The sequence below is a fragment of the Amycolatopsis heterodermiae genome, from assembly GCF_034929455.1.
Classification (GTDB): Bacteria; Actinomycetota; Actinomycetes; order Mycobacteriales; family Pseudonocardiaceae; genus Amycolatopsis; species Amycolatopsis heterodermiae.
Map to the genome: position 1 here is coordinate 242,752 of NZ_JAYFSI010000011.1, position 26,430 is coordinate 269,181.

26 protein-coding genes and 4 tRNA genes are annotated in these 26,430 nt (G+C 71.1%); 7 read left to right on the forward strand and 23 right to left on the reverse strand.

Annotated elements, in window-relative coordinates:
- Positions 1-54: 54 nt before the first annotated feature.
- The 4 genes from VA596_RS36955 to VA596_RS36970 all read right to left on the reverse strand — a co-directional run bounded on the left by VA596_RS36955 (position 55) and on the right by VA596_RS36970 (position 2,665).
- Positions 55-810: a YebC/PmpR family DNA-binding transcriptional regulator gene (locus VA596_RS36955; RefSeq protein ID WP_323333490.1), complete on the reverse strand. Its 756-nt coding sequence runs from the start codon at positions 808-810 to the stop codon at positions 55-57.
- A 41-nt stretch (positions 811-851) separates the two neighbouring features.
- Positions 852-1,472 (reverse strand): pyridoxal 5'-phosphate synthase glutaminase subunit PdxT, encoded by a 621-nt coding sequence (gene pdxT, locus VA596_RS36960; RefSeq protein WP_323333491.1) that lies wholly within the window; start codon positions 1,470-1,472, stop codon positions 852-854.
- A 174-nt stretch (positions 1,473-1,646) separates the two neighbouring features.
- Positions 1,647-1,967 carry an AzlD domain-containing protein gene (locus VA596_RS36965; RefSeq protein WP_323333493.1) on the reverse strand — a complete coding sequence of 107 codons (321 nt, stop codon included), beginning with the start codon at positions 1,965-1,967 and terminating at the stop codon, positions 1,647-1,649.
- Entirely contained in the window at positions 1,967-2,665 is a 699-nt protein-coding gene (locus VA596_RS36970; RefSeq protein ID WP_323333495.1) for an AzlC family ABC transporter permease, read from the reverse strand. Before VA596_RS36970 ends, VA596_RS36965 begins: the two co-directional genes overlap by 1 nt.
- A gap of 68 nt (positions 2,666-2,733) precedes the next feature.
- Here VA596_RS36970 and VA596_RS36975 point away from each other — a divergent pair, with 68 nt between their 5' ends.
- Positions 2,734-3,297, forward strand: coding sequence for a helix-turn-helix domain-containing protein (locus VA596_RS36975; RefSeq protein ID WP_323333497.1), 564 nt, complete (start codon positions 2,734-2,736; stop codon positions 3,295-3,297).
- A gap of 4 nt (positions 3,298-3,301) precedes the next feature.
- Here VA596_RS36975 and pdxS read toward each other — a convergent pair whose 3' ends face one another.
- The 3 genes from pdxS to VA596_RS36990 form a co-directional block, all read right to left on the reverse strand.
- The gene (gene pdxS, locus VA596_RS36980; protein ID WP_323333499.1) at positions 3,302-4,222 is read right to left on the reverse strand and encodes a pyridoxal 5'-phosphate synthase lyase subunit PdxS; all 921 of its coding nucleotides are present in this window, start codon (positions 4,220-4,222) and stop codon (positions 3,302-3,304) included.
- 90 nt (positions 4,223-4,312) lie between these two features.
- Positions 4,313-5,296, reverse strand: a complete 984-nt coding sequence (locus VA596_RS36985; protein WP_323333501.1) for an ArsR/SmtB family transcription factor — start codon at positions 5,294-5,296, stop codon at positions 4,313-4,315.
- 29 nt (positions 5,297-5,325) lie between these two features.
- Positions 5,326-6,768, reverse strand: coding sequence for an FAD-binding oxidoreductase (locus VA596_RS36990; RefSeq protein ID WP_323333707.1), 1,443 nt, complete (start codon positions 6,766-6,768; stop codon positions 5,326-5,328).
- 135 nt (positions 6,769-6,903) lie between these two features.
- On the opposite strand from VA596_RS36990, the gene VA596_RS36995 reads away from it, so the two are divergent.
- Entirely contained in the window at positions 6,904-9,012 is a 2,109-nt protein-coding gene (locus VA596_RS36995; RefSeq protein WP_323333503.1) for an elongation factor G-like protein EF-G2, read from the forward strand.
- A gap of 77 nt (positions 9,013-9,089) precedes the next feature.
- Here the strand turns inward: VA596_RS36995 and VA596_RS37000 are convergent, their stop codons facing one another.
- The 13 genes from VA596_RS37000 to VA596_RS37060 form a co-directional block, all read right to left on the reverse strand.
- A complete protein-coding gene (locus tag VA596_RS37000) occupies positions 9,090-9,602 on the reverse strand; it encodes an XdhC family protein (RefSeq protein ID WP_323333504.1) in 513 nt (170 codons plus the stop codon).
- A gap of 20 nt (positions 9,603-9,622) precedes the next feature.
- The gene (locus VA596_RS37005; RefSeq protein ID WP_323333505.1) at positions 9,623-9,889 is read right to left on the reverse strand and encodes a hypothetical protein; all 267 of its coding nucleotides are present in this window, start codon (positions 9,887-9,889) and stop codon (positions 9,623-9,625) included.
- A gap of 33 nt (positions 9,890-9,922) precedes the next feature.
- Positions 9,923-10,180, reverse strand: a complete 258-nt coding sequence (locus VA596_RS37010; RefSeq protein ID WP_323333507.1) for a hypothetical protein — start codon at positions 10,178-10,180, stop codon at positions 9,923-9,925.
- 4 nt (positions 10,181-10,184) lie between these two features.
- Positions 10,185-10,667: an NUDIX hydrolase gene (locus VA596_RS37015; RefSeq protein ID WP_323333509.1), complete on the reverse strand. Its 483-nt coding sequence runs from the start codon at positions 10,665-10,667 to the stop codon at positions 10,185-10,187.
- Positions 10,664-11,809, reverse strand: coding sequence for a glycosyltransferase family 4 protein (locus VA596_RS37020; protein WP_323333709.1), 1,146 nt, complete (start codon positions 11,807-11,809; stop codon positions 10,664-10,666). The genes VA596_RS37015 and VA596_RS37020 overlap by 4 nt, the downstream gene beginning before the upstream one ends.
- Positions 11,810-11,827: 18 nt before the next feature.
- A complete protein-coding gene (locus VA596_RS37025; RefSeq protein ID WP_323333511.1) occupies positions 11,828-12,745 on the reverse strand; it encodes a phosphatidylinositol mannoside acyltransferase in 918 nt (305 codons plus the stop codon).
- Positions 12,742-13,368 carry a phosphatidylinositol phosphate synthase gene (gene pgsA / locus VA596_RS37030; protein WP_323333514.1) on the reverse strand — a complete coding sequence of 209 codons (627 nt, stop codon included), beginning with the start codon at positions 13,366-13,368 and terminating at the stop codon, positions 12,742-12,744. The genes VA596_RS37025 and pgsA overlap by 4 nt, the downstream gene beginning before the upstream one ends.
- Positions 13,369-13,457: 89 nt before the next feature.
- Positions 13,458-13,988: a MarR family winged helix-turn-helix transcriptional regulator gene (locus tag VA596_RS37035; protein ID WP_323333515.1), complete on the reverse strand. Its 531-nt coding sequence runs from the start codon at positions 13,986-13,988 to the stop codon at positions 13,458-13,460.
- Between the two features lie 53 nt (positions 13,989-14,041).
- On the reverse strand, positions 14,042-14,596 hold the full coding sequence (locus tag VA596_RS37040) for an HIT family protein (RefSeq protein WP_323333517.1): 555 nt from the start codon (positions 14,594-14,596) through the stop codon (positions 14,042-14,044).
- A complete protein-coding gene (gene thrS, locus VA596_RS37045) occupies positions 14,593-16,620 on the reverse strand; it encodes a threonine--tRNA ligase (protein WP_323333519.1) in 2,028 nt (675 codons plus the stop codon). The genes VA596_RS37040 and thrS overlap by 4 nt, the downstream gene beginning before the upstream one ends.
- A 151-nt stretch (positions 16,621-16,771) precedes the next feature.
- The gene (locus VA596_RS37050) at positions 16,772-17,386 is read right to left on the reverse strand and encodes a malonic semialdehyde reductase (protein ID WP_323333520.1); all 615 of its coding nucleotides are present in this window, start codon (positions 17,384-17,386) and stop codon (positions 16,772-16,774) included.
- A 185-nt stretch (positions 17,387-17,571) separates the two neighbouring features.
- On the reverse strand, positions 17,572-19,101 hold the full coding sequence (locus VA596_RS37055) for a sugar transferase (RefSeq protein ID WP_323333521.1): 1,530 nt from the start codon (positions 19,099-19,101) through the stop codon (positions 17,572-17,574).
- Positions 19,102-19,996: 895 nt separating this feature from the next.
- Positions 19,997-20,068 (reverse strand) — tRNA-Val (locus tag VA596_RS37060).
- A gap of 394 nt (positions 20,069-20,462) precedes the next feature.
- On the opposite strand from VA596_RS37060, the gene VA596_RS37065 reads away from it, so the two are divergent.
- The 4 genes from VA596_RS37065 (at position 20,463) to VA596_RS37080 (ending at position 21,256) form a co-directional block, all read left to right on the forward strand.
- Complete coding sequence (locus tag VA596_RS37065) at positions 20,463-20,888, forward strand: SsgA family sporulation/cell division regulator (protein WP_033293569.1); 426 nt, start codon at positions 20,463-20,465, stop codon at positions 20,886-20,888.
- Between the two features lie 124 nt (positions 20,889-21,012).
- Positions 21,013-21,085 (forward strand) — tRNA-Gly (locus VA596_RS37070).
- A gap of 24 nt (positions 21,086-21,109) precedes the next feature.
- A tRNA-Cys gene (locus VA596_RS37075) sits at positions 21,110-21,180 on the forward strand.
- A 1-nt stretch (position 21,181) separates the two neighbouring features.
- Positions 21,182-21,256, forward strand: a tRNA-Val gene (locus VA596_RS37080).
- Positions 21,257-21,305: 49 nt separating this feature from the next.
- Here VA596_RS37080 and VA596_RS37085 read toward each other — a convergent pair.
- From VA596_RS37085 to VA596_RS37095, 3 genes are all read right to left on the reverse strand, one after another.
- Positions 21,306-22,226 carry an integrase gene (locus tag VA596_RS37085; RefSeq protein ID WP_323333525.1) on the reverse strand — a complete coding sequence of 307 codons (921 nt, stop codon included), beginning with the start codon at positions 22,224-22,226 and terminating at the stop codon, positions 21,306-21,308.
- Positions 22,193-22,393 (reverse strand): tyrosine-type recombinase/integrase, encoded by a 201-nt coding sequence (locus VA596_RS37090; RefSeq protein WP_323333527.1) that lies wholly within the window; start codon positions 22,391-22,393, stop codon positions 22,193-22,195. The genes VA596_RS37085 and VA596_RS37090 overlap by 34 nt, the downstream gene beginning before the upstream one ends.
- A gap of 66 nt (positions 22,394-22,459) precedes the next feature.
- Entirely contained in the window at positions 22,460-22,711 is a 252-nt protein-coding gene (locus VA596_RS37095) for a helix-turn-helix domain-containing protein (RefSeq protein ID WP_323333529.1), read from the reverse strand.
- A 925-nt stretch (positions 22,712-23,636) separates the two neighbouring features.
- Between VA596_RS37095 and VA596_RS37100 the strand changes: the two genes are divergently transcribed.
- Positions 23,637-26,426, forward strand: a complete 2,790-nt coding sequence (locus tag VA596_RS37100) for an ATP-binding protein (RefSeq protein ID WP_323333530.1) — start codon at positions 23,637-23,639, stop codon at positions 26,424-26,426.
- The last annotated feature ends 4 nt before the right edge of the window (positions 26,427-26,430 follow it).

A 26,430-nucleotide genomic window follows, 5' to 3' on the forward strand; every position in this document is an offset into this window, starting at 1 on the left:
CCGCCACTCGGTTCCGTACCCTCGTGGCGGCCTTCCAGACACGCTCGTTCGCCGTCAGCCGACTTCGGCGAGCACCTCGTCCGAGACGTCGAAGTTCGCGTAGACGTTCTGCACGTCGTCGCAGTCCTCGAGCGCGTCGATCAGCTTGAAGACCTTCTTCGCGCCGTCCACGTCCAGGGGGACGCTGACCGTCGGGAGGAACGTCATCTCCGCCGACTCGTACTCGAACCCGGCCTCCTGCAGCGCCTTGCGCACCGGGACCAGGTCGCCGCCCTCCGAAACGATCTCGAAGCTCTCGTCGAGGTCGTTGACCTCCTCGGCGCCCGCGTCGAGGACCGCCATGAGGACGTCGTCCTCCGTGGCGTCCGCCTTCGGCATGATCACGACGCCCTTGCGGTTGAACATGTAGGCGACCGAGCCCGGGTCGGCGAGGGAGCCGCCGTTGCGGGTGAGCGCGGTGCGGACCTCCATCGCGGCCCGGTTCTTGTTGTCGGTGAGGCACTCGATCAGCACCGCCACGCCGTTGGGGCCGTAACCCTCGTACGTGATGTTCTGCCAGTCGGCACCGCCGGCCTCTTCACCGCCGCCGCGCTTGCGGGCCCGCTCGATGTTGTCCTGCGGAACCGAGTTCTTCTTCGCCTTCTGGATGGCGTCGTAGAGCGTGGGGTTGCCGTCCGGGTCGCCACCACCGGTGCCGGTCCGCGCGGCCACCTCGATGTTCTTGATCAACCGAGCGAAGAGCTTGCCGCGCTTCGCGTCGAGGTTGGCCTTCTTGTGCTTCGTGGTGGCCCACTTGGAGTGGCCGCTCATCTCTCCTCCATCTGTTCCGTACCCCGGCCGGGCACCGCGTCTCAGGCTGCCTTGCGCACCAGGTCGACGAACAGCCGGTGCACCCGCACGTCGGGCGTCAGTTCCGGGTGGAACGCGGTCGCCAGCACCGCCCCTTGCCGGACCGCGACGATCCTAGCGGTCTCGTCGCCCAGGCCGGGCACGCCGCTGACCGTGGCCAGCACCTCGACGCCGTCACCGGCCTTCTCGACCCACGGGGCCCGGATGAACACCGCGTGCACGCCGCCGCCCTCGACCCCGGCGAAGTCGAGGTCGGCCTCGAACGAGTCGACCTGCCTGCCGAAGGCGTTGCGCCGGACGACCACGTCGAGCCCGCCGAGCTGCTGCTGGTCCGGCCGCCCGTCGAGGGTCTGGCGCGCCAGCAGGATCATCCCGGCGCACGAGCCGAACGCGGGCAGGCCGCCGGCGATCCGCTCGCGCAGGGGTTCCAGCAGCTCGAACGTCTCGAGCAACCGGGACATCGTGGTCGACTCGCCACCGGGCAGCACCAGACCGTCCACTTCGGACAGCTCAGTGGCCCGGCGCACCGGGATCGCCCGCGCGCCCGCCTCTTCCAGCATCGCGACGTGCTCGCGCACGGCGCCCTGCATGGCGAGCACACCGACGACCGGCTTGGACGACACCCAACCTCCCGAAAGACCCTTCCCACCAGCCTAGACGCTGACCCGCCCCCGCTCACCAGCAGGTCAGCCGCGCCCCGGCCCCGGAACGCCCCAATATGGCGTTGGGTGCACTCGACGCACCGAACGCCACATTGGGTGCGTCTGACGCACACAACGCCACATTGGGGCGCCGGGTCAGGGGACCCCGGCGAGGCGCAGCAGAGCGGCCGTCGCCGCCGCCGCGACGACCACCAGCACGAACGGGGCCCTGCGCCAGGCCAGCACTCCCCCGACCAGGACCCCGGCCGGCCGGGCGAAGCCGGCGAACGAGTGGCCTTCGGTGAACGCGCTGACCGCGACGAGCGCGGCCAGCAGCACGACCGCGCCAAGCACCATCAGCCGTTCCGCCTTCGGCGACAGCTTCACCCGATCGCGCAGCACCGGACCGGCGAGGCGGAAGGCGAAAGTGCCCACGGCCAGCACGACCGTGCCGATGACCAGTTCCGTGCCGTCCATCAGCCGACCTCCTGCTTCTCGGGCTCGGGCTCGCGCGCCGCGACGCCGGCCAGCACGCCCACCAGGGCGAGCAGCACCGGTACCCCGGCGGGCACGAACGGCACGGCCACCAGGGCGATGACCACGCCGAGCAGCACCGGCAGGCGCGCCGCGCGGTCGCGCAGGGTCGGCAGCACCAGGGCCAGCAGGACGGCGGGGAACGCCGCGTCCAGGCCGAACGCGTCGGTGTCGCTGATCGCGCTGCCTGCGGTCGCCCCGACCACCACGCCGATGTTCCAGCAGGTGAACAGGCCGATCCCGCAGGCCCAGTAGGTCGCGCGACGCCGGTGCAGCTCCTCCTGGGCCAGGGCGAACGCGACCGTCTCGTCGCTCATCAGGTGGCTGCCCGCCAGCCGCGCGCCCCACCGCTTGCCCAGGACGTCGCCGATGGCGAACCCGAACGGCAGGTGCCGCGCGTTGACCAGCAGCCCGGCCAGCACCGCGGCGAACGGGTTGCCGCCGGAGGCCACGATCCCGATGAACATGAACTGGGACGCCCCCGCGAAGACCAGCAGGGACATCAGCATCGGCGCCCAGATCGGGAAGCCGGAGCCCACCGCGATCGCGCCGTAGGACACCCCCACGAGACAATCGGCCAAGCAGACCAGGCCGATGTCCCGGGCGAGAGCCCGGTCGAGTGTTCGCCATATCGAACGCATGTGTTCTATGGTGAACACCGGCACCCGTGTTCGTCAAGGCGAACGTACAGACCGATGGAGCGAACGGCATGTCGCAGGAAACCACCGGCGCGCCACTGGAGATCATCGCGGCGTCGCTGCGCCGCGAACGGAACCGCGCGGGCCTGTCCCTGACCGAGGTGGCCCGCCGCGCGGGCCTGGCGAAATCGACGCTCTCGCAGCTGGAGTCCGGCACCGGCAACCCCAGCGTCGAGACGCTCTGGGCCCTCGGCGTCGCGCTCGACGTGCCGTTCTCCCGGCTGGTCGAGCCGGACCGGCCGAAGGTCCGGGTGATCCGCGCGGGCAAGGGCCCCACGGTGTTCGCCGAACACGCCGACTACGCGTGCACGCTGCTGTCGGCGTGTCCCCCCTCGGCCCGGCGGGACATCTACGTGATCCGCGGCGAGCCGGGCACCCCGCGCCGGTCCGACCCGCACATGACCGGCGTGACGGAGCACATCGTGCTGTGCGCCGGCCGCGCCAGGGTGGGCGTGACGGAGGCACCGGAGGAACTGCTCCCCGGCGACTACATCGCCTACCCGGGCGACGTCCCGCACATCTTCGAAGCCCTCGAGCCGGGGACGTACGGCGTCGAGATCTCCGAGTACATCTAGGAGGTCACCAGCCGCGGTCGGCGAGGCGGTGGGGCTCCGGCAGCTCTTCGACGTTGATGCCGACCATGGCCTCACCCAAGCCGCGCGAAACCTTCGCCAGCACGTCCGGGTCGTCGTGGAACGTCGTGGCCTTGACGATCGCCTCGGCGCGCTGGGCCGGGTTGCCGGACTTGAAGATGCCGGAGCCGACGAACACGCCCTCGGCACCGAGCTGCATCATCATCGCCGCGTCGGCGGGGGTGGCGATGCCGCCCGCGGTGAACAGCACCACCGGGAGCTTGCCGGCCTGCGCGACCTCCTTCACCAGCTCGTACGGCGCCTGCAGCTCCTTCGCCGCGACGAACAGCTCGTCCTCCGGCAGCGACGTCAGCTTGCGGATCTCGCCGCGGATCTGGCGCATGTGGGTCGTCGCGTTGGAGACGTCGCCGGTGCCGGCCTCACCCTTCGAGCGGATCATCGCCGCGCCCTCGGTGATCCGGCGCAGGGCCTCGCCGAGGTTGGTCGCGCCGCAGACGAAGGGCACGGTGAACGCCCACTTGTCGATGTGGTTGGCGTAGTCGGCCGGGGTGAGGACCTCGGACTCGTCCACGTAGTCGACGCCGAGGGACTGCAGCACCTGCGCCTCGACGAAGTGGCCGATGCGGGCCTTCGCCATCACCGGGATCGAGACGGCCTCGATGATGCCGTCGATCAGGTCCGGGTCGCTCATCCGCGCGACGCCGCCCTGGGCGCGGATGTCGGCGGGCACGCGCTCCAGCGCCATCACCGCGACCGCGCCGGCGTCTTCGGCGATCTTCGCCTGGTCGGCGGTGACCACGTCCATGATCACGCCGCCCTTGAGCATCTCGGCCATGCCGCGCTTCACCTTGGCGGTGCCGGTGACGGACTGGACGGTGCCACGGGAGGTGGTCTGCTGCTCGGACACGACGGGACCTTTCCACAAGGAGTACGGGGGGTGACGATTCCGAGCGTAGGTCGGCGGTGGACCCTTCAGGCAGGCCAGTACGCGGCTATCTCAGCAGTCCACTTCCGGCACGCCACCGACCAGGACTTCCGCGGCCCGGGTGCGTGCGTAGAGCACGTGACGTCCGGCACGATGCCCGCTGACCAGGCCCGCGGCCTTGAGCACACCCAGGTGCTGCGACACGGCCCCGGCGCTGAGCCGGGTCCGGCGGGCCAGTTCCGAAGTGGACGCCGGCGCGGCCAGCTCGGCCAGCAGCATGGCCCGGCCGCGGCCCACGACGGCGGCCAGCGCGCCCGGCGCCGCCGCCGTGCCGGTCTCCCACAGCGTCGCGATCCCGCGCGGCGGGTACCGCAGCACCGGCTGCCAGCGCGGGTCGGTCTTGGAGAACACCCGCGGCCAGACGAACGCCGAGGGCACCAGCACCAGGCCGCGCCCGTCGAGCGGGACGGCGGCGTGCAGGTGCCGGTGCGCTACCGAGAGCGTGCCGCCCCGCCAGCGGACCATCGGGGTGAGGTCGTTGAACAGCTCGGCGGCGCCGCCGCGGGCCAGCAGCCGCGACCGGTGCAGCACGTCGGCCTCGAGCAGCGCGCGGATCCGGGGCCAGTCGGGCGCCAGCACGAGGTCCCAGTACGCCTCCATCAGCGTCGCGAGCCGCTCGAGGCCCGCCTCCGGGTCGCGGTGGAAGCGGTTCAACGCGGGCGAGCGCGGCACGGCCATCGCGTCCACCTCGCGCCGGACGACGCGGGCCGGCACGTCGCGGAGGTCGGCGAGCTCGTCGGCCAGCTCCGGCAGCGGGGTCGACGGCGTGCCGGCCAGGAAACCCGGGAGGTGCCGGAGCGGCACCAGCTCGCGCAGGAGCGCGATGTCCAGCCCGGCCTCGCCGAGCGCCGCCGTGGCGCGCTTGACCCACGGCAGGTGCAGCGCGTGCTCCCCCGGCTGGTTCAGGACGCGGACGCTCGCCACGATCTCCCACGCGGGTGAGAACGCGAACCGGGTGTGCGCCAGGTCCTCTGTGGAGAATGCCAGGTCGAGCACGCGCTGCCTTCCTGCCGGATCGCCGCAGTCTAGGACGATCCCTTGTGGACAGTCGAGTGGGGCGCCGAAAGTCCTTGCGGGAAAGCGAAAATTCCTCGCGGGTCGTACCTCCGGGCGACCGCCCGCAGCCGCGGGAGGTTCACCCCGTAGTACGCCACGGGCCAGTCCGGCATCTCCGGGTCGAGGTAGTTGACGTACCCCGTGGTGCCGAACTCCGGCCCGAGCCCGTCCCGCACGAGGGCGAGCGAACGCCGGGCCTCGGCCTCGCCGCCGTCCGCGGGCTCGGCGCCGTGCAGGAACTGGAAGCTGGCCAGGGCCTTCCGGTGCGGGAACGGCGTTTCCCGGACGCCCACGCGCGCGATGGCGCCGCCGCCCGAGTCGATGATGGTGTCCACGCCCGGGTCCCGGATCAGCACGTCGACGACCGCGGCCGGGTCCTCCGCCGGTCGCGTGAGCATCCGCGACGTCCCGACGTAGGCCGCGCGGTTCACGACCGCGCCGGGCCGGGAGTCGCGGTCGTCGAAGGACCCCATCGCGGACAGGTGGTCCGTGACCCGGCGGCGCTGCTCGGCCGGCGGCGTGCCGACCCGGCGGATCAGGTCGTCGAGCAGCTCGTTCATCCGGGACTCGGGACCGAGGAACGTGCCGCCGAGGTTGGCGTGGTCGTCCCCGAGTCCCATGCCGGACCACAGCTCGTCCGGCATCGCCGGCTGCCACTCCTGCCACGCGGCGAACAACGCGGCCTGCGTGCCGACCGGGAAGTGCAGGTCGAAGGTGGCGACGTCGGCGATCGGCACCGTCGCGAACGTGAACCCGGTGACGATCCCGAAGTTGCCGCCGCCCCCGCCGCGCAGCGCCCAGAACAGGTCCGGCTCCGCGGCGGCCGAAACCGTGCGCACCCGGGCGTCCGCCGTGACGATCCGCGCGGCCTCCAGGTGGTCGCAGGTCAGCCCGTACTTGCGGTCCAGCACCCCGACGCCGCCGCCGAGCGCGAGGCCGGCGATGCCGACCGTGTCGCAGCTGCCGGCGGGCAGCACCCGCCCGGCCGCGGCGAGCGTGGTGGCGATCGGGCCCAGCAGCGCCCCGGCGCCGATCACCGCGCGCCCGTCCGGCCGGACGGCGACCCCCGAGAACCGGCTGAGGTCGACCACGATCCCGGCGTCCACTGTGGAGTAACCGGGATAGCTGTGGCCGCCGCTGCGCGCCGCGATCGGCAGGTCGTGCCGGGCCGCGAAGGCCACGGCCGCCTGGACGTCCTCGACCCGCGTGGCGCCGACCACGGCCGCGGGCATTCGGTGGTCGTACATCGTGAAATAGCCCTGCTTCGCCTCCGGATAACCCGGATCACCCGGCCGGAACAGCGGTCCGGCCAGCTTCCGGCGGAGCCGCTCCCACTCGTCTCCCGGCGGTCCGCCGGCCAGTCCCGCCACCGGTACGGCCCCCGAAATCCGCAGGAAGGTACGCCTGTTCACCGTCACCGAAGTCCCCCTCGCCCCGCTCCCCCGGGCATTCGGCTGGTCCCGGGACCAGTGCCTTGCCGTGACCAGGGTAACGGGTGTGTGATCGAGGACACATCCCGTACATCAGCCGTTCGCCGAGGAGTCGTGATGGCCGACCGACAAGCCAAGAACGCCGACACCGGGGCCGCCGTCGCTGTGGACGACCCCGCCAAGGTCCGCAACGTGGTGCTCGTCGGCCCGTCCGGCTCGGGGAAGACGACCCTCACCGAGGCCCTGCTCGCCGCGTCCGGCACGGTGTCGCGCGCGGGTTCGGTGGTCGAGGGGACGACGGTGTGCGACCACGACCCGGCGGCGGTCCGCCAGCAGCGCTCGGTCGGCCTTTCGGTGGCCCCGGTGCTGCACCAGGGCCACAAGATCAACCTGATCGACACCCCGGGGTACGCGGACTTCGTCGGGGAGCTGCGGGCCGGGCTGCGGGCGGCCGACGCGGCGCTGTTCGTCGTCTGCGCGGCCGAAGGGGTCGACGCGGCGACCGTCGCGGTGTGGGAGGAATGCGCGGCCGTCGGGATGCCCCGCGCGGTCGTCGTCTCCCGGCTCGATCACCACCGGGCCGACCCGATGGCCGAGATCGCCTCGTGCCAGGCCGCCTTCGGCGCCGGTGTCCTCCCGCTGTACCTGCCCGCGGGCGACGGCCTGGTCGGGCTCATCACCCAGCGGTACTTCGACTACTCCGCCGGGCATCCGCCGAAGCTCGGCGAACCGGACCCGGCCGACCTCGAGCGGCTGGCCGAGGCCCGCAACGAGCTGATCGAAGGGATCATCGCCGAGAGCGAGGACGAGACCCTGATGGAGCGCTACCTCGGCGGCGAGGAGATCGCCGAGGAGACGCTGATCGCCGATCTCGAGACCGCCGTCGCGCGCGGCACGTTCCACCCGGTCATCCCGGTCTGCTCGACCACCGGCCTCGGCCTGGCCGAGGTGCTCGACGGGATCGTCCGGGCCTTCCCCTCCCCGCTCGAGCACCACCCGCCCGACGTCACCACGCCCGAGGGCGATCCGCACGCCGAGCTGACCGCCGACCCCGCGGGCCCCCTCGCCGCGGAGGTCGTCCGGACGGCCGTCGACTCCTACGTCGGCCGGGTTTCCCTCGTCCGGGTGTTTTCCGGGACGCTGCGGCCGGAACGTCCGGTGCACGTGTCCGGGCACGGCCTCGCCGAACGCGGGCACGAGGACCACGACGCCGACGAGCGCGTCGCGCACCTCTACTCCCCGCTCGGCGCGAACCTGCGCGAAGTGCCCTACTGCGTCGCGGGCGACCTCTGCGCGCTGACGAAGGTCGGTTCGGCGGAGACCGGCGACACGGTGTCGTCGCCCGAGGAGCCGTTGCTGATGGAACCCTGGACGATGCCGGAGCCGCTGCTGCCGGTGGCCGTCGTCGCCAAGACCCGCAGTGACGAGGACACGCTGGCCCGCAACCTGTCCCGGCTCGTGGCGGGCGACCCGACGCTGCGGCTGGACCGCAACGCCGAGACCAATCAGCTGGTGCTCTGGTGCATGGGCGAGGCGCACGCGGACGTCGTGCTGTCGCGGCTGCGCGCGGGCGGCGCGGACGTCGACACCGAACCGGTGAAGGTCAGCCTGCGCTCGACGTTCGGCAAGCTCGCCCGGGGCCACGGCCGGCACGTGAAGCAGTCCGGCGGGCACGGCCAGTTCGCCGTCTGCGACATCGAGGTCGAGCCCCTGCCGCGCGGCGGCGGCTTCCAGTTCGTGGACAAGGTCGTCGGCGGCTCGGTGCCGCACCAGTTCATCCCGAGCGTCGAGAAGGGCGTGCGGGCCCAGCTGCAGCGCGGGCTCGGCGACGGGCACCCGGTGGTCGACATCAAGGTGACGCTGGTCGACGGGAAGGCGCACAGCGTCGACTCCTCCGACGCGGCGTTCCAGACGGCCGGCGCGCTGGCCCTGCGGGAAGCCGCGGCGAACGGGCACATCACGATGCTCGAGCCGCTGGAGGAGGTGGCGATCCGGCTGCCGGACGAGCACCTCGGCACGGTGCTCGGCGACCTGTCGTCCCGGCGCGGCCGGGTGCTGGGCACGGAAGCCGGCGACGGCGGCCGGACGGTGATCAAGGCCGAGGTCCCGGCGACCGAGCTGCTGCGCTACCTCATCGACCTGCGCTCGATGACCTCGGGCACGGCGACGTTCAGCCGCCGCCACGCCCGCTTCGAGCCGATGCCGGAAGGAATGGCGGTCCACTAGCCGGGGCTGCCGCGGCCCGGTCGTGAGTGTTTAGGGCGGTTAGAACCGCCCTAAACACTCACGACAAGTCTGGGCCTTCAGAAGTCGAAGCCGCCGGGGCGGTTGTTGCGGTCGGCCAGCAGGCCGGCCAGCGTGGCGATCGCGATCTCCGGCGGGGTCCGCGAGCCGATGTTCAGCCCGACCGGGCGGTGCACCCGGTCGATCTCGGCGTCCGGCACCCCGAGGGCCCGCAGCGCGGCCAGGTGCGGGCCGGGGTGGCGCGGGTTGCCGAGCACCCCGATCCAGCGCGGCTTCTGCTCGAGCGCCAGCTTGAGCACCTCGCCGAGCTCGTGCCGGTGGTGGTCGGTGACGACGACGTCGGCGGAGCCGTCGAGCGGCGGCAGCGTCGTCGCCGCCTCGAACTCGCCGGGCACGTCGGTCGCGCGCGCGGCGTCCGGTTCGAACAGCGCGACGCGGAACCCGAGGTCCCGCGCGAACTTCAGCAGGTACCGCGACACGGGCGAGGCGAAGACGGCGACGAGCGTCCGCACGCCGGAGTCCGGCTCGGCGGCACCGTGGGCGACTTCGCAGGCCTCGGGTTCACCACTCATGCCGCCATTGTCCTCCCGAATCAGCGAATTTCCTCACCCAGCGAGACGCGGAACTGGTACGTGTCCGTCTTGCCCTTGATCAGCACCAGGTACCCGCCGGCCACGCGCAGCACCGTCCGGCCCTGCGGCGACCACGGACGCGGCGGCCGGTGCTGCTTCGCGAGCAGGTACGCCTCGTCCTCCGCGCTCTCGCGGTCGGGATACCGCTCCGCCTCCGCGACCGACCAGCCCCGCGCGTCCCCGGCGCCGCCCTGCTCCTCGATGACCACCCACCAGATCGAACTCATGCCCCTTCCGACGCGCCTGGGCGCGCGAAGGTTTCAGATCTCTTCGCCCAGGGTGAGCCGGAAGTGGAACGTCGAGGTCCGGCCGTCGACGATCACCAGGTAGCCGCCCGCGACCCGCAGGACCCGCCGCGACTTCTCCGACCAGGGGTAGACCGGCTGGTACTCGCGGGCGAGCCGCAGGGCCTCGGCCTCCGCCGTCGCCTGGTCTTCGAACGGAAAAGTGTCCGAAAGGGACCAGCTCCGGCCGTCACCCGACCCGCGCTGCTCCTCGACGACGACCCACCAGCTCACCGCGTCAGACCTCCGGCTCGGCGAATTCGAAGTACTCCGGCAGCGGCGCGGTCCCGGCCAGCCGGAAGTAGCGGACCTTCCGGCGCCGCCGCAGGCGCAGCGTGTCGCGGACGGCGTCGTTGTGGACGCGCCTCGCGATGATCACCCGGTGCTCGGCGTCGGTCAGCTCCTCGGCCAGCTCGGGCAGCAGGCCCGCCCGGTCGACGCGGCTCAGCTCCCGGGTCAGCTCGTTCTCTTCGGTCTCGCGATCGGCCCGCGGCGCCGCCTCGGCGCGTTCGGCCGACGTCCGCAGTGCGGTGTCGCCCAGCACCACGGCGACCGCCCGCGCCACCACCGCGCGGCGGGCCAGCGCCGCGTCGAGGGCCGCCCAGCCCGCGTCCATCCGGACGTGCAGCCGGTCGAGCCGGTTCGCCGTCGCCACCAGGAACAGGCCGCCGAGCACGACGACCACCGCGAGCACCGGCAGCAGCCAGCCGAGCACGCTCACCGGGCGAACTCCCGCTCCGGCGCCGCGACGCGCCGCGGGTCGGCGGCCACGGCCGTCTCGTAGACGCGCAGCACCTGCGTGGCCACGACCGACCAGTCGAACATCGTGACGCGCTCCCCCGCCGCCGCGGCCAGCGACGCCCGGCGCGCGGGGTCGCCCAGCAGCTCGCGCAGGCCGTCGGCCAGCGCGCCCGGGTCGCCGGTCTCGACGAGCATCCCGGCCCGGCCGTCGTCGAGCACGCGGCGGAACGAGTCGAGGCCGCTCGCCAGCACCGGCGTGCCGGCGGCCATCGCCTCGGTGAGGATCATCCCGAAGCTCTCGCCGCCGGTGTTGGGCGCGCAGTAGACGTCGACGCTGCGCAGGGCCTGGGCCTTGACGTGGTCGTCGGCCTGGCCGAGCAGCTCCAGGTGCGGGGCCAGCTCGGGGCCGGCGTCGCGGCGCAGCTGGTCCTCGTCGCCGCGGCCGACGACCACCAGCCGCAGGTCCTCGAACTCCGGCAGGATCCGCCGCAGCGCCTCCAGCAGCACGCCCATGCCCTTGCGGGGCTCGCCGAACCGGCCGACGAACCCGACCGTGCCACCGGCCCGCGGGTAGCCCGGCAACGGCGTCGCGGAGGAGAAGAAGTCGACGTCGACGCCGTTGGGGATCTCGACGGCGTCACCGCCCGCGTGCTCCACCTGGACCCGCCGCGCCAGCGCGGACACGGCGATCCGCGCGGTGATCTTCTCCAGCAATGGCCGCAGCACGGGCTGGAACGCCGAGAGCGTGCGCGACCGGGTCGTCGCGGTGTGGAAGGTGGCGACGATCGGGCCGTCGGCGATGAGCAGCGCCAGCAGGGACAGGCTCGGCGCGGCGGGCTCGTGCAGGTGCAGGACGTCGAAGTCGCCTTCGCGGATCCAGCGGCGCACGCGGGCGTAGGAGACCGGGCCGAACTGGAGGCGGGCGACCGAGCCGTTGTACCGGATCCCCAGCGCCTTGCCGGCCGGGTGCACGAACTCCGGCAGGTCCGCGTCGTCGTCGGCGGGCGCGAGCACGGACACCTGGTGCCCACGCGAGATCAGCGCCTTCGTCAGGTCGATCACGTGCCCCTGGACACCGCCGGGCACGTCGAAGGAGTACGGGCACACGATCCCGATCCGCATCGGCCGCGCGGTCACGGCTCAGCTCGCTTCTTCGAGGCTGCCCGGCTCGGCGGCCTCCATGTCGGCGGGCCAGAACTTCTGCACCATGTGCCAGTCGGCGGGGTGCGCGGCGATGTCGCCGGCGAAGATGTCGGCCAGTGCCTGCGTCGCGGCCGGGACCTCGGCCCGCGCGGTGACGCGGATGCGCGGGTGCAGCCGGACCTGCCAGCCGTCCTCGGTGAACCAGCAGCCCGCCGGGATCAGCGCGGCGCCGGTCGTCGCGGCCAGCCGCGCCGGGCCGCCGGGCATCCGGGCCGGCTCGCCGAAGAACTTCACGGGGATGCCGTTGTCGGTCAGGTCGCGGTCGCCGACCAGGCAGACGGCCTTGTTCTCGCGCAGCCGCTTGAGCAGCACGCGCATCGCGGAGCTGTCGCCGGTCAGCGGGACGATCTCGAACCCGAGCGACTCGCGGTAGGAGGCGAACCGGCGGTAGAGCGACTCGGGCTTCAGGCGCTCGGCGACGGTCGTGAAGCCGCCGAGGTAGTCGGCCAGCCAGACGCCGGCGATGTCCCAGTTGCCGCTGTGCGGCAGGGCCATCACGGCGCCGTTGCCCTCGGCCAGCGCCGCGTCGAGGTTCTCGACGCCGGTGATCGAGGCGGCGACCTTCTTGCTGACCTCACCCTGGTCCATCGACGGCAGCCGGAACGTCTCGTGCCAGTAGCGCGCGTACGAGCGCATCGCGCGGCGGGTCAGCTCGTCCAGCTCGACCGGGTCGGCCTGCGGCACGACGCGGGCGAGGTTCGCGCGCAGCTGGCGCACGCCCCCGCCGTCACGCCGGACGGCGACGTCGGCCCCCAGCGAGAACACGGTGCCGCCGAACCCGGCGGGCAGCCAGCCGGCCAGCCGCCACGCGGCGGCGTACCCGAACTCGCCGATCCTGCCGGACACCTTGCTCATACCGGCTGCTCCCCGGCGGCGGCCTCACGAGCCGCCTTCGCCACGCCGGCGAAGCGCTGCAGCAGCGTGATGACCGACAGCACCGCCAGCAGCCAGAGGGAGATGTCCACGGTCCACGGCACGCCGAGGCCGTGCAGCCCGGTGCCGACCAGCGCGATGATGAGCCGCTCGGCGCGTTCGACGAGACCGCCGTCGACCGGCAGGCCTGAGGCGTCGGCGCGGGCCTTGACGTAGGAGATGACCTGGGCGAGCACCAGGCAGATCAGGGCCGCCGCGGCGGCGGGGTGGTTGTCGTCGACCACGAAGCACCACCAGGCGATGGCGGCGAACAGCGCGCCGTCCACCAGCCTGTCGCAGGTCGCGTCGAGCACCGCGCCGAACGGGGTGCCGTAGCCGCGGGCCCGGGCCATGGCGCCGTCGAGCAGGTCGAGCATGGCGAAGCCCCACACCGTGAAGGTGCCCCACAGCAGGAAGCCGTTGGGGAAGAAGACCAGGGCACAGACGATCGCGCCGGCGGTGCCGAGCACGGTCATCGCGTTCGGGGTCAGCCCGGCGCGGACCAGCGCCTGGCCGATCGGGTCGGTGACGCGGGAAACGGAGGCACGCGCGAAGATATTGAGCATCGGTTCGTCTGAGGCACCTGGCTACGAGGGTCGGGTGGGCGATGGCAGCCTATCCACCCGCCCCGGTGAACCCGACGCGCCGCCCCGGGTCAGCCCGATTTCGGCAGCCGGACGACCTCGCCCGGATACTCGCGTGCTTCTTCGGCGGCCTGCGCCGCGGCACATTTCGGCGAAAGCCGGTTGCGGATCGCGGCGCTGATCTCACCCAGCGCGGTCACCTGCTCCGGCGTCAGCGGGTCGAACAGGCTCTCCCGGACGGCCCCGACGTGCCCGGGCGCCGCCGCTTCGAGGGCGGCGAAGCCTTCCTTCGTCAGGACGGCCCACGCGCCGCGCTTGTCGGTCGGGCAGGCCTCGCGGCGGACCCAGCCGTTGGCCTCCAGCCGCGCGACGGCGTGCGAGAGCCGGCTGCGCGACGCCTGGCGCGCGTCGGCGAGCTCGCTCATCCGCAGGCGGCGGCCGGGTGCCTCCGACAGCGAGACGAGCACCTCGTAGTACGTGTGGGGCATGCCCGAGTCGTGCTGCAGCTGAGCCTCGAGGTGCGCGCTCAGCATGCGGGTGGCCAGGTTGAACTCACGCCAGACGCGCTGTTCGTCGTCGCTGAGCCATCGGGTATCGGACATACCCCCAGCATACCCCTGGTTGAACCCTCAATCAGGGGTTGCCGGTTACGGCTTCACCAGGCGTCGGCCAGCAGGTCGCGGGTCTCGCCGAGCAACTGCGGGAGCACCTTCGTCTGGCCGATGACCGGCATGAAGTTCGCGTCGCCGCCCCAGCGCGGAACCAGGTGCTGGTGCAGGTGCGCGGCGATCCCGGCCCCGGCGATGACCCCCTGGTTGAGCCCGATGTTGAAGCCGTGCGCGCCCGACACCGCGCGGATCACCTTCATCGCGTGCTGGGTGAACTCCGCGACCTCGCGCGTCTCTTCCACCGTCAGCTCGGTGTAGTCCGCGACGTGCCGGTAGGGCACCACCATCAGGTGACCCGGGTTGTACGGGTACAGGTTCAGCACCGCGTACACGGCGTCGCCGCGCGCGACGATCAGGCCGGTCTTGTCGTCGAGCGACGGGATCCGGCAGAACGGGCAGCCGGGCTCCTCGTCGCCGTCCGGCTTGTCCTGGCCCTTGATGTAGGCCATCCGGTGCGGGGTCCAGAGGCGCTGGAACGCGTCCTGGACCCCGATTCCCTGCTGCTCGACGAGTTCGGGACCGTCTTCCGGGGCACCGCTCACCGAACGACCGTCTCCAGCGCCTCGGCCGACGGCGACGCGTTCTCGCGCCGCTCGATCCAGCCGGCGATCGCGGCGACGGCGTCGGCCACCGGCACCCCGTTGATCTGCCCGCCGTCGCGGAAGCGGAACGACACCGCGCCCGCCTCGACGTCCTTCGCACCGGCCAGCAGCATGAAGGGCACCTTCTGCGTGGTGTGCGTGCGGATCTTCTTCTGCATCCGGTCGTCGCTCGCGTCGACCTCGGCGCGGATCCCCTTGGCGCGCAACGCCTTCTCGACGTCCTGGAGGAAGCCCACCTGGTCGGCGGTGATCGGGATGCCGACCACCTGCACCGGCGCCAGCCACGCCGGGAACGCGCCCGCGTAGTGCTCGGTCAGCACGCCGAAGAACCGCTCGATCGAGCCGAACAGCGCGCGGTGGATCATCACCGGCGTCTGGCGGGTGCCGTCCGGCGCCGTGTACTCCAGCTCGAACCGCTTGTTCTGGTTGAAGTCCAGCTGGATGGTCGACATCTGCCAGGTGCGGCCGATGGCGTCCTTGGCCTGCACCGAGATCTTGGGGCCGTAGAAGGCCGCGCCGCCCGGGTCCGGGACCAGCTCGAGGCCGGAGTCGACGGCGGCCTGCCGCAGCGTCTCGGTGGCCTCCTCCCACTCCCAGTCCTCGCCGATGAACTTCTCGGAGTCACCGCGGGTGGACAGCTCGAGGTAGAAGTCCGAGAGGCCGTAGTCGGCCAGCAGGTCCAGCACGAACTTCAGCAGCGACCGGAGCTCGCCCGGCATCTGCTCCTTGGTGCAGTAGATGTGCGAGTCGTCCATCGTCAGGCCGCGCACGCGGGTGAGGCCGTGCACCACGCCCGACTTCTCGTAGCGGTACACCGTGCCGAACTCGAACAGCCGCAGCGGCAGCTCGCGGTAGGACCGCCCGCGCGAGCGGAAGATCAGGTTGTGCATCGGGCAGTTCATGGCCTTGAGGTAGTAGTTCTCCTCGTCGAACTGCACCGGCGGGAACATCGTGTCCGCGTAGTAGGGCAGGTGGCCGGAGGTGTGGAACAGCTCGCCCTTGCTGATGTGCGGGGTGTTCACGAACTCGTAGCCGGCCTCCTCGTGGCGGCGGCGCGAGTAGTTCTCCAGCTCCCGGCGGATGATGCCGCCCTTGGGGTGGAACACCGGCAGGCCGGAGCCGATCTCCTCGGGGAAGGAGAACAGGTCCAGCTCCGCGCCGAGCTTGCGGTGGTCGCGGCGCTCGGCCTCGGCGATGCGCTCCAGGTAGGCGTCCTGCGCCTCGGCCGACTCCCACGCCGTGCCGTAGATCCGCTGCAGCTGCGGGTTCTTCTCGCTCCCCCGCCAGTACGCGGCGGCGACGCGGGTCAGCTTGAACGCGGGGATGAACTTGGTGGTCGGCACGTGCGGACCACGGCAGAGGTCACTCCAGACACGTTCCTTGGTGCGCGGGTCGAGATTGTCGTAGATGGTGAGCTCGCCCTCACCGACCTCCATCACCTCGGAGGTGTCCACTTCGGACTTGAGGTCGACCAGCTCGAGCTTGAACGGCTCGTCGGCCAGTTCCTTCTTCGCCTCGTCCACGGAGTCGAAAACGCGCCGCGAGAACTGCTGGGCGCCCTTCACGATCTGCTTCATGCGCTTTTCGAGCGCCTGAAGGTCTTCCGGGGTGAACGGGGTGTCGACGGCGAAGTCGTAGTAGAAACCGTCCTTCACCGGCGGGCCGATGCCGAGCTTGGCGTCCGGGAACTGCTGCTGCACGGCCTGGGCGAGCACGTGCGCCGCCGAGTGGCGGATGACGCTGCGCCCGTCGTCGGTGTTCGCGGCGACCGGCTCGACCTCGGTGTCCGTTTCCGGCGCCCAGGCGAGGTCGCGCAGCTTGCCCTCGGCGTCGCGCACGACGACGACCGTGTCCGCGCCCTTGGTCGGCAGGCCGGCTTCGCGGACCGCCGCGCCCGCCGTAGTGCCCGCCGGTACCACCACGCGGGAGGCGGCCACGGGGGAAACGGGGGACGGCTGCGACACGATCGGCTCCTCGGACTGCAGTGACAAAGATGACGCCGTCGATGCTAGTCGGCGGCCGCTCCACGCCTCACGCGCGTCCGGGAATGCCGGACGGCCCGCCTCCCGGAACGGAGACGGGCCGCCCGATCGGGGTAGTCAGTTCAGAGGGCTTTCACAGGGTCTCGACGACCTGGTCGAAGTCCAGCCGCGGCAAACGGTCGAACCAGGGGTTCTCGCCGGGCTTGCCGACGTTCACGACGACCAGCGAGCGCAGCGGCTTGCCGTCGAAGAACTCCTTGTCGACACCGGCGGCGTCGAACCCGGTCATCGGGCCGGCGGCCAGCCCGGCGGCGCGGACGCCGATGATGAAGTAGCCGACCTGCAGCAGCGAGTTCAGCTTGGCGAACTCGACGCGGCCGTCCTCGTCCGAGAAGTTGTCCTTCGCGGCCGGGGCGTGCGGGAAGACCTGCGGCAGGTTCTCGTGGAAGTCGACGTCGGCGGCCAGCACGACGGTCAGCGGCGCGGCTTCGGTCTTGTCCCGGTTGCCCGGGGACATGTGCGGGAGCAGGCGGGCCTTCGCCTCGGCGGTGCGGAGCACCAGCGCGCGCAGCGGCTGGGTGTTCATCGACGTCGGGGCCCACTTGACGAGGTCGTAGATCGCGCGGACCTGCTCCTCGGTCACCGGCTCGGAGCTGAAACTGTTGGCGGTGCGGGCCTCGCGGAACAACAGGTTCTGGACGTCCGCGGGGAGCTGGAGTGCCTCGGTCTGCTCGGCAAAGGTGGTCATGGGGCGGGGTTCCTTCCGTGGGTCGGTCTCCCCGTCCAACATGCTTGAGCGTTGAACTATTTCGCTCTCAACCACTTGTCGCGGGTGAAGTGGATCACCAGCCCCCGGAAACGGACACGGCCGCCGACCCCCCGCGGTGGGGTCGGCGGCCGTGGTGCGCAGCGCGCGATGAGAAGCCGGGCCGGTCAGTAGGCGCCCTGACCGCCCATCACCGCGCGGAAGGTCTTCCAGAGGATCACCAGGTCCAGCGCGAGGGACCAGTCCTCCACGTAGCGCAGGTCGAGCCGGATGCTCTCGGCCCAGGTGAGGTCGCTGCGGCCGCTGACCTGCCAGAGCCCGGTCAGGCCCGGCTTGACCAGCAGGCGCCGCCGTGCGTCCGGCGCGTACTGCGCGGTTTCCTCCGGCAGCGGCGGCCGGGGGCCGACGAGCGACATCTTCCCGGAGACGACGTTGAACAACTGCGGCAGCTCGTCGAGCGAATACCGGCGCAGCAAACCACCCACGCGGGTGATACGCGGATCCCGCTTCATCTTGAAAAGCGGACCGGCACCCTCGTTCTCCGCCTCGAGGTTTTTGCGGATCTCGTCGGCGTTCGTCACCATCGTCCGGAACTTCAGCATGGTGAAAACGGCGCCGTCGCGGCCGACGCGGTTCTGGCGGTAAATCACCGGGCCGCGGTCGTTCAGCTTGATGGCGAGCGCGATCACCAGCAGCAGCGGAGACATCATCGTGAGCAGGAACGCCGAGCCGGCGCGGTCCACGACCTCCTTCACCACGCGCCGCCCGCCGGTGAACATCGGCGCGGTGACCCGCAGCAGCGGCATCCCCAGCACCCCGGTGACGTTCAGCCGGGGCCCGGCCACCTCCATCAGCACGGGGGCCACGACCATCTCGGCGCCGGTGCCCTCCATGTCCCAGGCCACGCGCTGCAGGCGCTTCGGGCTCCAGTACTGGTCGGCGGTGATCGCGACGACGCGGTAACCGCCTCGGCGCACGTGCCGGGACAGCTCCTCCAGCCTCCCGACCACCGGGACGCCGTCGATCTCGCCGCTGTCGCGGTCGGCGCCGTGGCCGGTGAACGTGCAGGCCGCCTCGACCCGCCAGCCCACGTGCGCCTCGGAGCGGGTGCGGGCGATCAGGTCGGCGACGGTCTCCGGGCTGCCGGCCGCCATCACCGGCAGCAGGCAGAGTCCCTTGGCGCGCTTGCGGTGCAGCACCTGGCGCAGCAGGTAGCGCTGCGGGAAGGCGACGAGCGCGATCGCCGGGACGACGATGAACACCCAGACCTGCACCTCGAGCGCGCCGAACAGCAGCCCGCCCAGCGCCACCAGGACGGCGGCCGTGATGAAGCCGCGGCCGAGGGTGCGGTACTCCTCCGCGCCCTCACCGAGCACGCGCGGGCTCCACGCCCGGCTGACCGGCAGCGAGACGAACACCGCGAGGATGGTGCCGAAGGCGTGCATGTCGTGCGGAGCCACGCGGTCGATGACGAACGCGCTGATCGCGATCACCAGCAGCGTGACGAACACGTCGCTGCCGATGACCCAGGCTCTGTACCTGGCCTCCCAGGCCGCCGGCAACGCCTTCGGGGACGGAGTGCCGGCCGGTTCGCCGGCCGGGCTCTCGTCCCGCTTGGCGGGTCGCGGGATGGCTTGGAGGTCGATGTGCGGCGGTGGCTGCGCCACCGTGTACGAAGGCCGCACCGACTCTTCCATCAGACCTCCCGGAAACAGGAATCGGAGTTGTAACCGCGGGCACACTGCGTCACCGAGAGTGATTTCGGAGAGTCATCGCAAACTCGGTGGTCGCGCTGGGGCCGCGGAAGCTTCACAAGGCAAGGTATCGGCGACTCTCTCAGCATCGTTACAACGATTTCGAGCCACATGCTGCGCGTCTTCCCCGACAGAAAATCGCCGCAAGATAACAAGATGATGACGATGGGTAATAGCGCGTATCCCCTGAAAAACTACGCAATGTAGCCATAAATCGCGATACCCGCACCCGGGTGGACGCTGCCGGTCCGAACGGCCGAACCCCCGTCGCGATCTACTGTGGACACTTCACGAGGCCGGCGGTCCATTGTGGATCGAACCGGCCCGCGACGAGCCCCCGGTGGCACGCCGGGTGATCAAGTGGTGACGTTCGCCGCCCAGCCGTCACACGTGCTGCTTTCCGTCACACGATCACCCTGCGCGAGCGGACCACGGACTTGCGGCCGCCGAGCCGGTGATCCACTGATCACGCGTCGTAACGGCCCGCTCACGGCGCGGCGGACCGGCCCGATCGCACCGCCGTCGCGTGCCGAGGATCACACCGCCACCTCACAGTCGGCCGGGTTCGACAGAAAGCCACCGGCACGGCGGTTTTCGGAAGAAGTTTCACCGGGCCCGGGTGTCCCCGGGTCCGAAGCTCTGTTGCCACCCATACGGCGGATTCGAAGTGACAGTTCACTCCGGATCGCACGACTACCCGCGCGGGGGATGAAACCCGCCGCAGCCCTCGGTGAAAAGTGACCACACGCTGGGGTTCCGGGATTGTTCCCTGCCGTCGGCCCCAACGAGAAGAGCCCTGCTCGCGCATTCCGCAAGCAGGGCTCTTCCACGATTCCGGTGGGCGATACTGGGATCGAACCAGTGACCTCTTCGGTGTGAACGAAGCGCTCTCCCCCTGAGCTAATCGCCCGCTCGGGGTGTTGGCGACAACTCTACCGCACTACTTCGGAACGCCTGCAAACGGGTGGTCCTGAGCGACCACACTCCGCTTACCGGCGAGTACGGAACGAACAACCCCGAGCTAGCCGGGGTTGTGGCGGCCGGGGGCCGCCCGACACGACGTTCGACATCCGTGCGACGGTGCTACCACGCGGCGATCAAACCGCGCAGTATGGACGGGTGAACCCTCGCGGGGCGCGTTCGTCGTGCTGCGTACCGCCGGGTGAACACGGGCGGCCGACGGGGGCCGATGAGCCCGGACGGGTGATCTGCGGCGCACCCGCGACGGATTCGGCCTCCCGATGCGTCCCAGTGGTGACGCCCTCGGCCAGGCCGGGCCGGGAAGGGAGACGAGGGGTAGGACGATGCGCAACGATCACGTGACGCTCCGCTCGACGGCGGTCTTCGACCTGCTGGCGCCGCGGACGCCCGCGGTTCCGGTGAAGGTGGAGCTGCGCTACGACACACGCGACCCGTACGCGGTCGTCGCCGCCTTCCGCACCGGCCGGGCCGGCTGGGTCGAGTGGGTGTACGCACGCGACCTCCTCGCGGACGGCCTCCTGGCCGACGCGGGCGACGGCGACGTCCGCATCCGCCCGTCCGTCGAGGACCCCGAATCGGTGCTCATCGAGCTGAACTCGCCCTCCGGGCACGCCATGTTCGAGGCGTCCGCCCAGGAGCTGGCCGACTTCCTCGACCGCACCTACGACGTGGTGCTGCCGGGCAACGAGCACCTGTGGGTCGACGTCGACGACGCGCTGACCCACCTCATCCCGCACGATCTGGCCTGATCACGGGCCTGCAACGGCCAAGTGACACCCCGGTGTCACAGCCGTTTCCGGGGTCCGATATGGTTTTTCCACACCACGGCGACGGGGTGAGGCACACAGCCTCGACCTCCTGGAGCCGGGGAGTGCGGATGTAGCGCAGCTGGTAGCGCATCACCTTGCCAAGGTGAGGGTCGCGGGTTCGAATCCCGTCATCCGCTCGGTAGGCTCTCGAGGCCTGGCACGGTGGAGTGGCCGAGAGGCGAGGCAACGGCCTGCAAAGCCGTGTACACGGGTTCGAATCCCGTCTCCACCTCGCGCGATTAGCTCAGCGGGAGAGCGCTTCCCTGACACGGAAGAGGTCACTGGTTCAATCCCAGTATCGCGCACCACCTGAAACTGCAGGTCAGAAGCCCTGTCCCTCCCCGGAGGGGCAGGGCTTCAGTCGTCAGATGGCGACGAAATGGCGACGGCACCCAGCGCCGGTACGGCCCGCCCGGACCGCAGGTGCGGGAACCAGGAAACCAGCTTCGCCCTCTCCCCCGGGTACAGTGACGCCAGCGACCGCAGCCACCGTTCTTCCAGGACGTCCAGGATCTGGTTCACCATCGCGGGCGTCACGTGGTCATAGACCCGGGCGATGCCCTTCATCTTCTGCCCCAGCCGCGCCCGTCGGGCGACCTCCGGGATCCCGTCTTCAGTCAGCCACGTGCTGTGCGTGTGCCTGCCTTCGTGGAAGGTGAACGTCGGCAAGATCGGCGGCCGCCGCTCCCCCGCCCCCGACTCGTCCAGATCGATGCCGTCCCACGCCGGGCGCCAGAACCGGATCCGGAAGTTCGACCGCCGCCAGGGATGACCCTCCGGAGTGGACAGCACGAATGGATCGCGGTGGCTGTCCATCAGCTCCTCGTAGAGCACCGCGATTCCCGGCGGGAGCGCCACGAACCGAGTCCCTGCCGGGGTTTTCGTCCGTCCCTTCTTCGGCCGGGAGTTCCCCCGGCGGGTCGGCGGCCGCTGGCGGCCGTCCGAGTGATGATCATCACTCTTCCGGCCTCCTTTGTAGACCTTCCCGGCAACCTCCTTCAACGGTGACCGGATCTCGATGCCGCGCCGCTCGGAGTCGTACTCGTGCCGCTGTTGCCCGACAAGTTCACCCCATCGGGCGCCGGTATACACGTCCATCAAGCACAGCACGAACCCCGACATCCCGAGTCCCTGCTCGTAAAGACGCATCGCGGCCCGCAACGCCTGAGCCGGCGTGGCCACCAGCCGCTCGGTGTCGAACTCCCCGTTCGTCACCCGAACGCCACTGCACGGGTTTGCAGGGATCATCCGAGCCCGACCAGCGGCCACGCCCGCCACTGCGGCAGCAGCTGGTTGTCCAGGAACGACCGGTACTTCGCGACCGTGTTCAGCTCCAGCCGCGGCGACACCGCCGCCAGCCACTCCTCGGCGAAGTCCTCGAACTTCGTTTCGCCATCGCGGGGGTCGAGCCACAGGTTTCGCCGGATCAGGGCTTCCTGCTCCAATCCCCGGACCCCGGTTCTTCCTGGCCGTAGGCCATCTTCCGCTCCTTCTCTGTTACTCCGCCCGCATCACGCGGCGCGGAAATCCTGGGCAACGTCCGCGACGGACACCCGCCGGCGCGGCGGCTTCACCTCGGTAGCGCCGAGCCGCACGATCTCGGAGACGTCGGCCCGGCCGAGCCGGTAGTCCTTCCCGAACCGGTGATGCGGCAGCACCCCGGCGGCGGCCTGGGCCTTCAAAGTCCTGGGCGACAGCTGAAGCAGCTCCCCGACCTCCTCCGCGGTCAGCAAGGCGTCCGGGTCAGCCGGCGGTTCCGGCACGGTCGCCCGGACCGCCGCCGTGCCCGTGGTCGCACTCGATTTCCATCAGACACTCCATTCTTGTCGTTCATGAATCGAGTCGATCAGGGAGGTGTTCGCCGCAGCACGCGCCTATCAACCCTGACAACACGACCCTCAGTCAATAGGATCTCGAAATAGACTCAAAGAGTCTCGTCCATGAGCGAACCCGACAACACCACCGGATTCCGCGACGCTACTATTCGACGAACAGACATTTCGCACCATCACCAAACGAAAAGTTGAGCAGATGGCCAAGCGGGTCACTGGAGGTCGCCGGATCAAAGTCGCCGTCGGCCAGCCGACCCAGAGCACGAAACAGGAACCGGAGCCAAGTACGAACTGCACGACAACTCAAGACATCCACGCACGGGCTCGACAAAACGGGTACGAAGTAGCCGATCAGGGGTGCATCTCGAGGACAGTGCTTTCCTCCAAAGTAGCGATGGTGTGCAGATTACGGCACACCGACGCTCCTGACTCCGGCAATCAGGCCCATCGGAGACATGTGGTGACCAGCCTCCAAGGTGACAACCACCCTGCGCCGCTCTCCCGTGTGCAGACGACATCGACGATTTGCCGTTCGACCGCATGCTCAACAGGCTAGAAGCCACCACATGTGAGCCGGTCTGGCAGGAACGCCTGTCCGACGCAAACGACGATGCCCGCGCCTTGGCCGGGCGCGCAGCAAGGGTCGAGGGATCGGTGAGTTGACGTAGCGCGCCGCCTACTCGGCGGCAACTGACAACGGTCCGGCCGCCGCTGTGGTCACGAGTCGCGTCGGCGCCGTTGGACTTCGCATTCCGCTACGTCGTTCGTGTGATGCCGGTATCCCGGAACACCACTGGCGTACCTGTGTTCTCGATGCGGGGAACGCCAGCGCTGGGGGGCGGCCGTGGAGAGTGCGGTGTTGGAGCGCGACGTCGAAATCGGGGTTCTGGACTCGTCGTTGCAGGCTCTGGTGGCCGGCCGCAGTGGGGTCGTCGCCGTGGAGGCGGCCGCCGGGCTCGGCAAGACGTCGTTGCTTCGGCACCTGCGAGATGCGGCGCGGGCGGCAGGCTGCGTTGTGCTGTCCGCACGGGGCGCCGAGCTCGAGCGGGATTTCACCTTCGGTGCCGTCCGGCAACTGTTCGGACCGGTGGTGGCCACGGCCGGCGACACGGAGCTGTTCACCGGCGCGGCCGAGCCGGCCGAGCGCCTCTTCACCCCGTCCCTCGACACGGCTGACGCACCCCACTCGCTGTTCCCGCTCCTGAGCGGGTTGCACGGGCTGCTGGTCAACATCACCGCGACCGCACCCGCCGTCGTCCTCGTCGACGACGCCCAGTGGCTGGACCTGCCGTCGTCCCGGTTCCTCGGGTTCCTGACGCGGCGGTTGGACAGCGTCGTGGCCTTGATCGTCATCGCGCGCAGGACCGGCGATGGGGAGCCTGCTCCGATCGACGACGTTCTGGCCGCCGGCGACGTGCGCGTGCTGGAACCGAAGGGCCTCAGCGAGGCCGCCGTCGGTCAGCTGGCCCGGCGGGTGCTCGGCCGGGACGTGGCGGCCGAGCTGCGGGCCGCGTGCCACGCCATCACCTCCGGCAACCCGTTGCTGGTGCGCGAGTTGCTGCGGTTCCTGGGTTCCAGCGACCTCCGACCGGACGCAACGGCGGCGGCTTCCGTCACGGCCGCTGGTCCCGGCGCGTTGCGCCGGCACTTGGTCGCGCGCCTGCGCCGTGAGCCCGCGGAGGTGCGGGCGGTGGTGTCCGCGGTGGCCGTGCTCGGTGACGGCACGGACCTGCAGTGGGTGGCAAGGCAGGCCGGCCTGCCGGTGCCCACGACGGCCGCGGCGGCCGAACGCCTGGTCGGCCACGGCATCTTCGAGCACGACAACCCGCCTGCCTTCGTCCACGCCGTCGTCCGGGACGTGATGCTGTCGCAGCTGCCGCTCGTCGAACGCAGCGCACAGCACGAGCGCGCGGCCGGGGTCCTGACGGAGGCCGGTCGCTCGGCCGAAGGCATCGCCTCCCATCTGCTGAAAACCATCCCCGACAGCAACCCTGCCCGGGTAACCGCCCTCGTGGCGGCGGCGAACGAAGCCAAAGCACAGGGCTCGCCGGACAACGCGGCCGTCTACCTGCGACGGGCCCTGCGCGAACCCCCGCCGCCGGAGCTCCGGTCGGAGGTGAACCGGCTGCTGGGCAACTGCGAGGTCCACCGGCTGGCTCCCGTCGAAGCCGAGGAGCACCTGCGGACGGCGTTGGCCCTGGCGGACACGCCTGGCCAGCGGGTGATGTGCGCCTACAGCCTGGCTCGGCTGCGTAACGCGTGCGGGGCGACGGACGAAGCGATCGAGCTGCTGGCCATGGCCGTCGGTGACCTGCCGCCCGGGGCGCCTGCCGAGGTAGGCGCGGAACTGGAAGCCGAGCTGGTCGGCGTGGCCCGGGCCGACATCGGGTCGCGATCCCGATTGCTCGAGCACCTCGCGTCGTTCCGCCGTCGGCCGGGGCGCTCGCCCGCCGTCGAAAAAGCCCACCTGTCACTGGAATCGATCCTGGCCGGCCCGCCGGCGGCCGAAGCACCAGCGCTGGCCCGGCAAGCACTGGCCGGTGACCGCCTCAGCCCCGACCGGACCGCGATCTGGGCGGCGGTGCAGACCCTCGTCGTCGCCGACCTGCTCGACGAGGCCGAACAGCACCTCGACCGGGCCCTCGGCACCGCGCTCCGGCGCGGCCTGTTGTTCCCGCTCGCCCTCACCCGGGGTTTCCTCGCCCGCGTCGCGTTCCTGCACGGTGACCTCAGGTCGGCGGCCGACCATGTGGCCCGGGGAAGCGCGGGCCTGCCGTCACCCAACTTCGCGGCACCGGTGCTCGACGCGGTCAACACACACCTGCTGATCGAGGCGGGCCGGCCGGACGACGCCGACCGGGTGATCCTCGAGAGCGTGCTCCCGGACGGGGCCGAGCCACGCACGGTCCCGGACCTGTGGCTGCTGGACGCCCGCACCCGGCTGCGAGCCGAGCAGGACAACCCGCGGGCGATGCTGGCCGACGCCCTGACCTGCGCGCGGTGTTACCGGCAGTGGGGCGCGCCGGAGCTGCTGGACGTGCCGTGGCGGCTGCGCGCGGGCGAGGCGCACCGCCGGCTCGGCGACCACGAACGCGCCGGGGCGCTGGTCGCCGAGCAGCTGCGCATCGCCCGGTCGTTCGGCGTCGCCCGGCACGTCGGCACCGCCCTGCGCGGGGCCGCAACCCTTGCCACGGACCTCACCGACGCCCGCCGGCTGCTGACCGAGTCGGTCGAACTGCTGGAGCAGAGCCAGGCCCGGCTGGAACTGGCGAAGGCCCTGACCCAACTGGGCACCCTGCTGATCCACGGCCCGGACCAGCCCGGCGGGCGGACCGTACTGGCCCGGGCCGCCGAGCTGGCCTCGGCGTGCCACGCGACAGCTCTGTCCGACCGGATCGGCCGGGTCACGGGCGACCGGGGCACTCCGCGCCGGGGCGGTGGCCACGGGTTCACCCCGGCGGAACGAGAAGTCGCCGACCTCGCCACGAGCGGCTTGACCAACCGGCAGATCGCCGATCGGCTCCACCTCAGCGCGAAGACCATCGAAGCGCACCTCAGCCGCGCGTACCGCAAGGCGGGCGTGCGCTCCCGGACTCAGCTCGCGGCGCGCCTGGCCGGCGCGGGACGCCCACCCGGTGCCGGGTGAACGC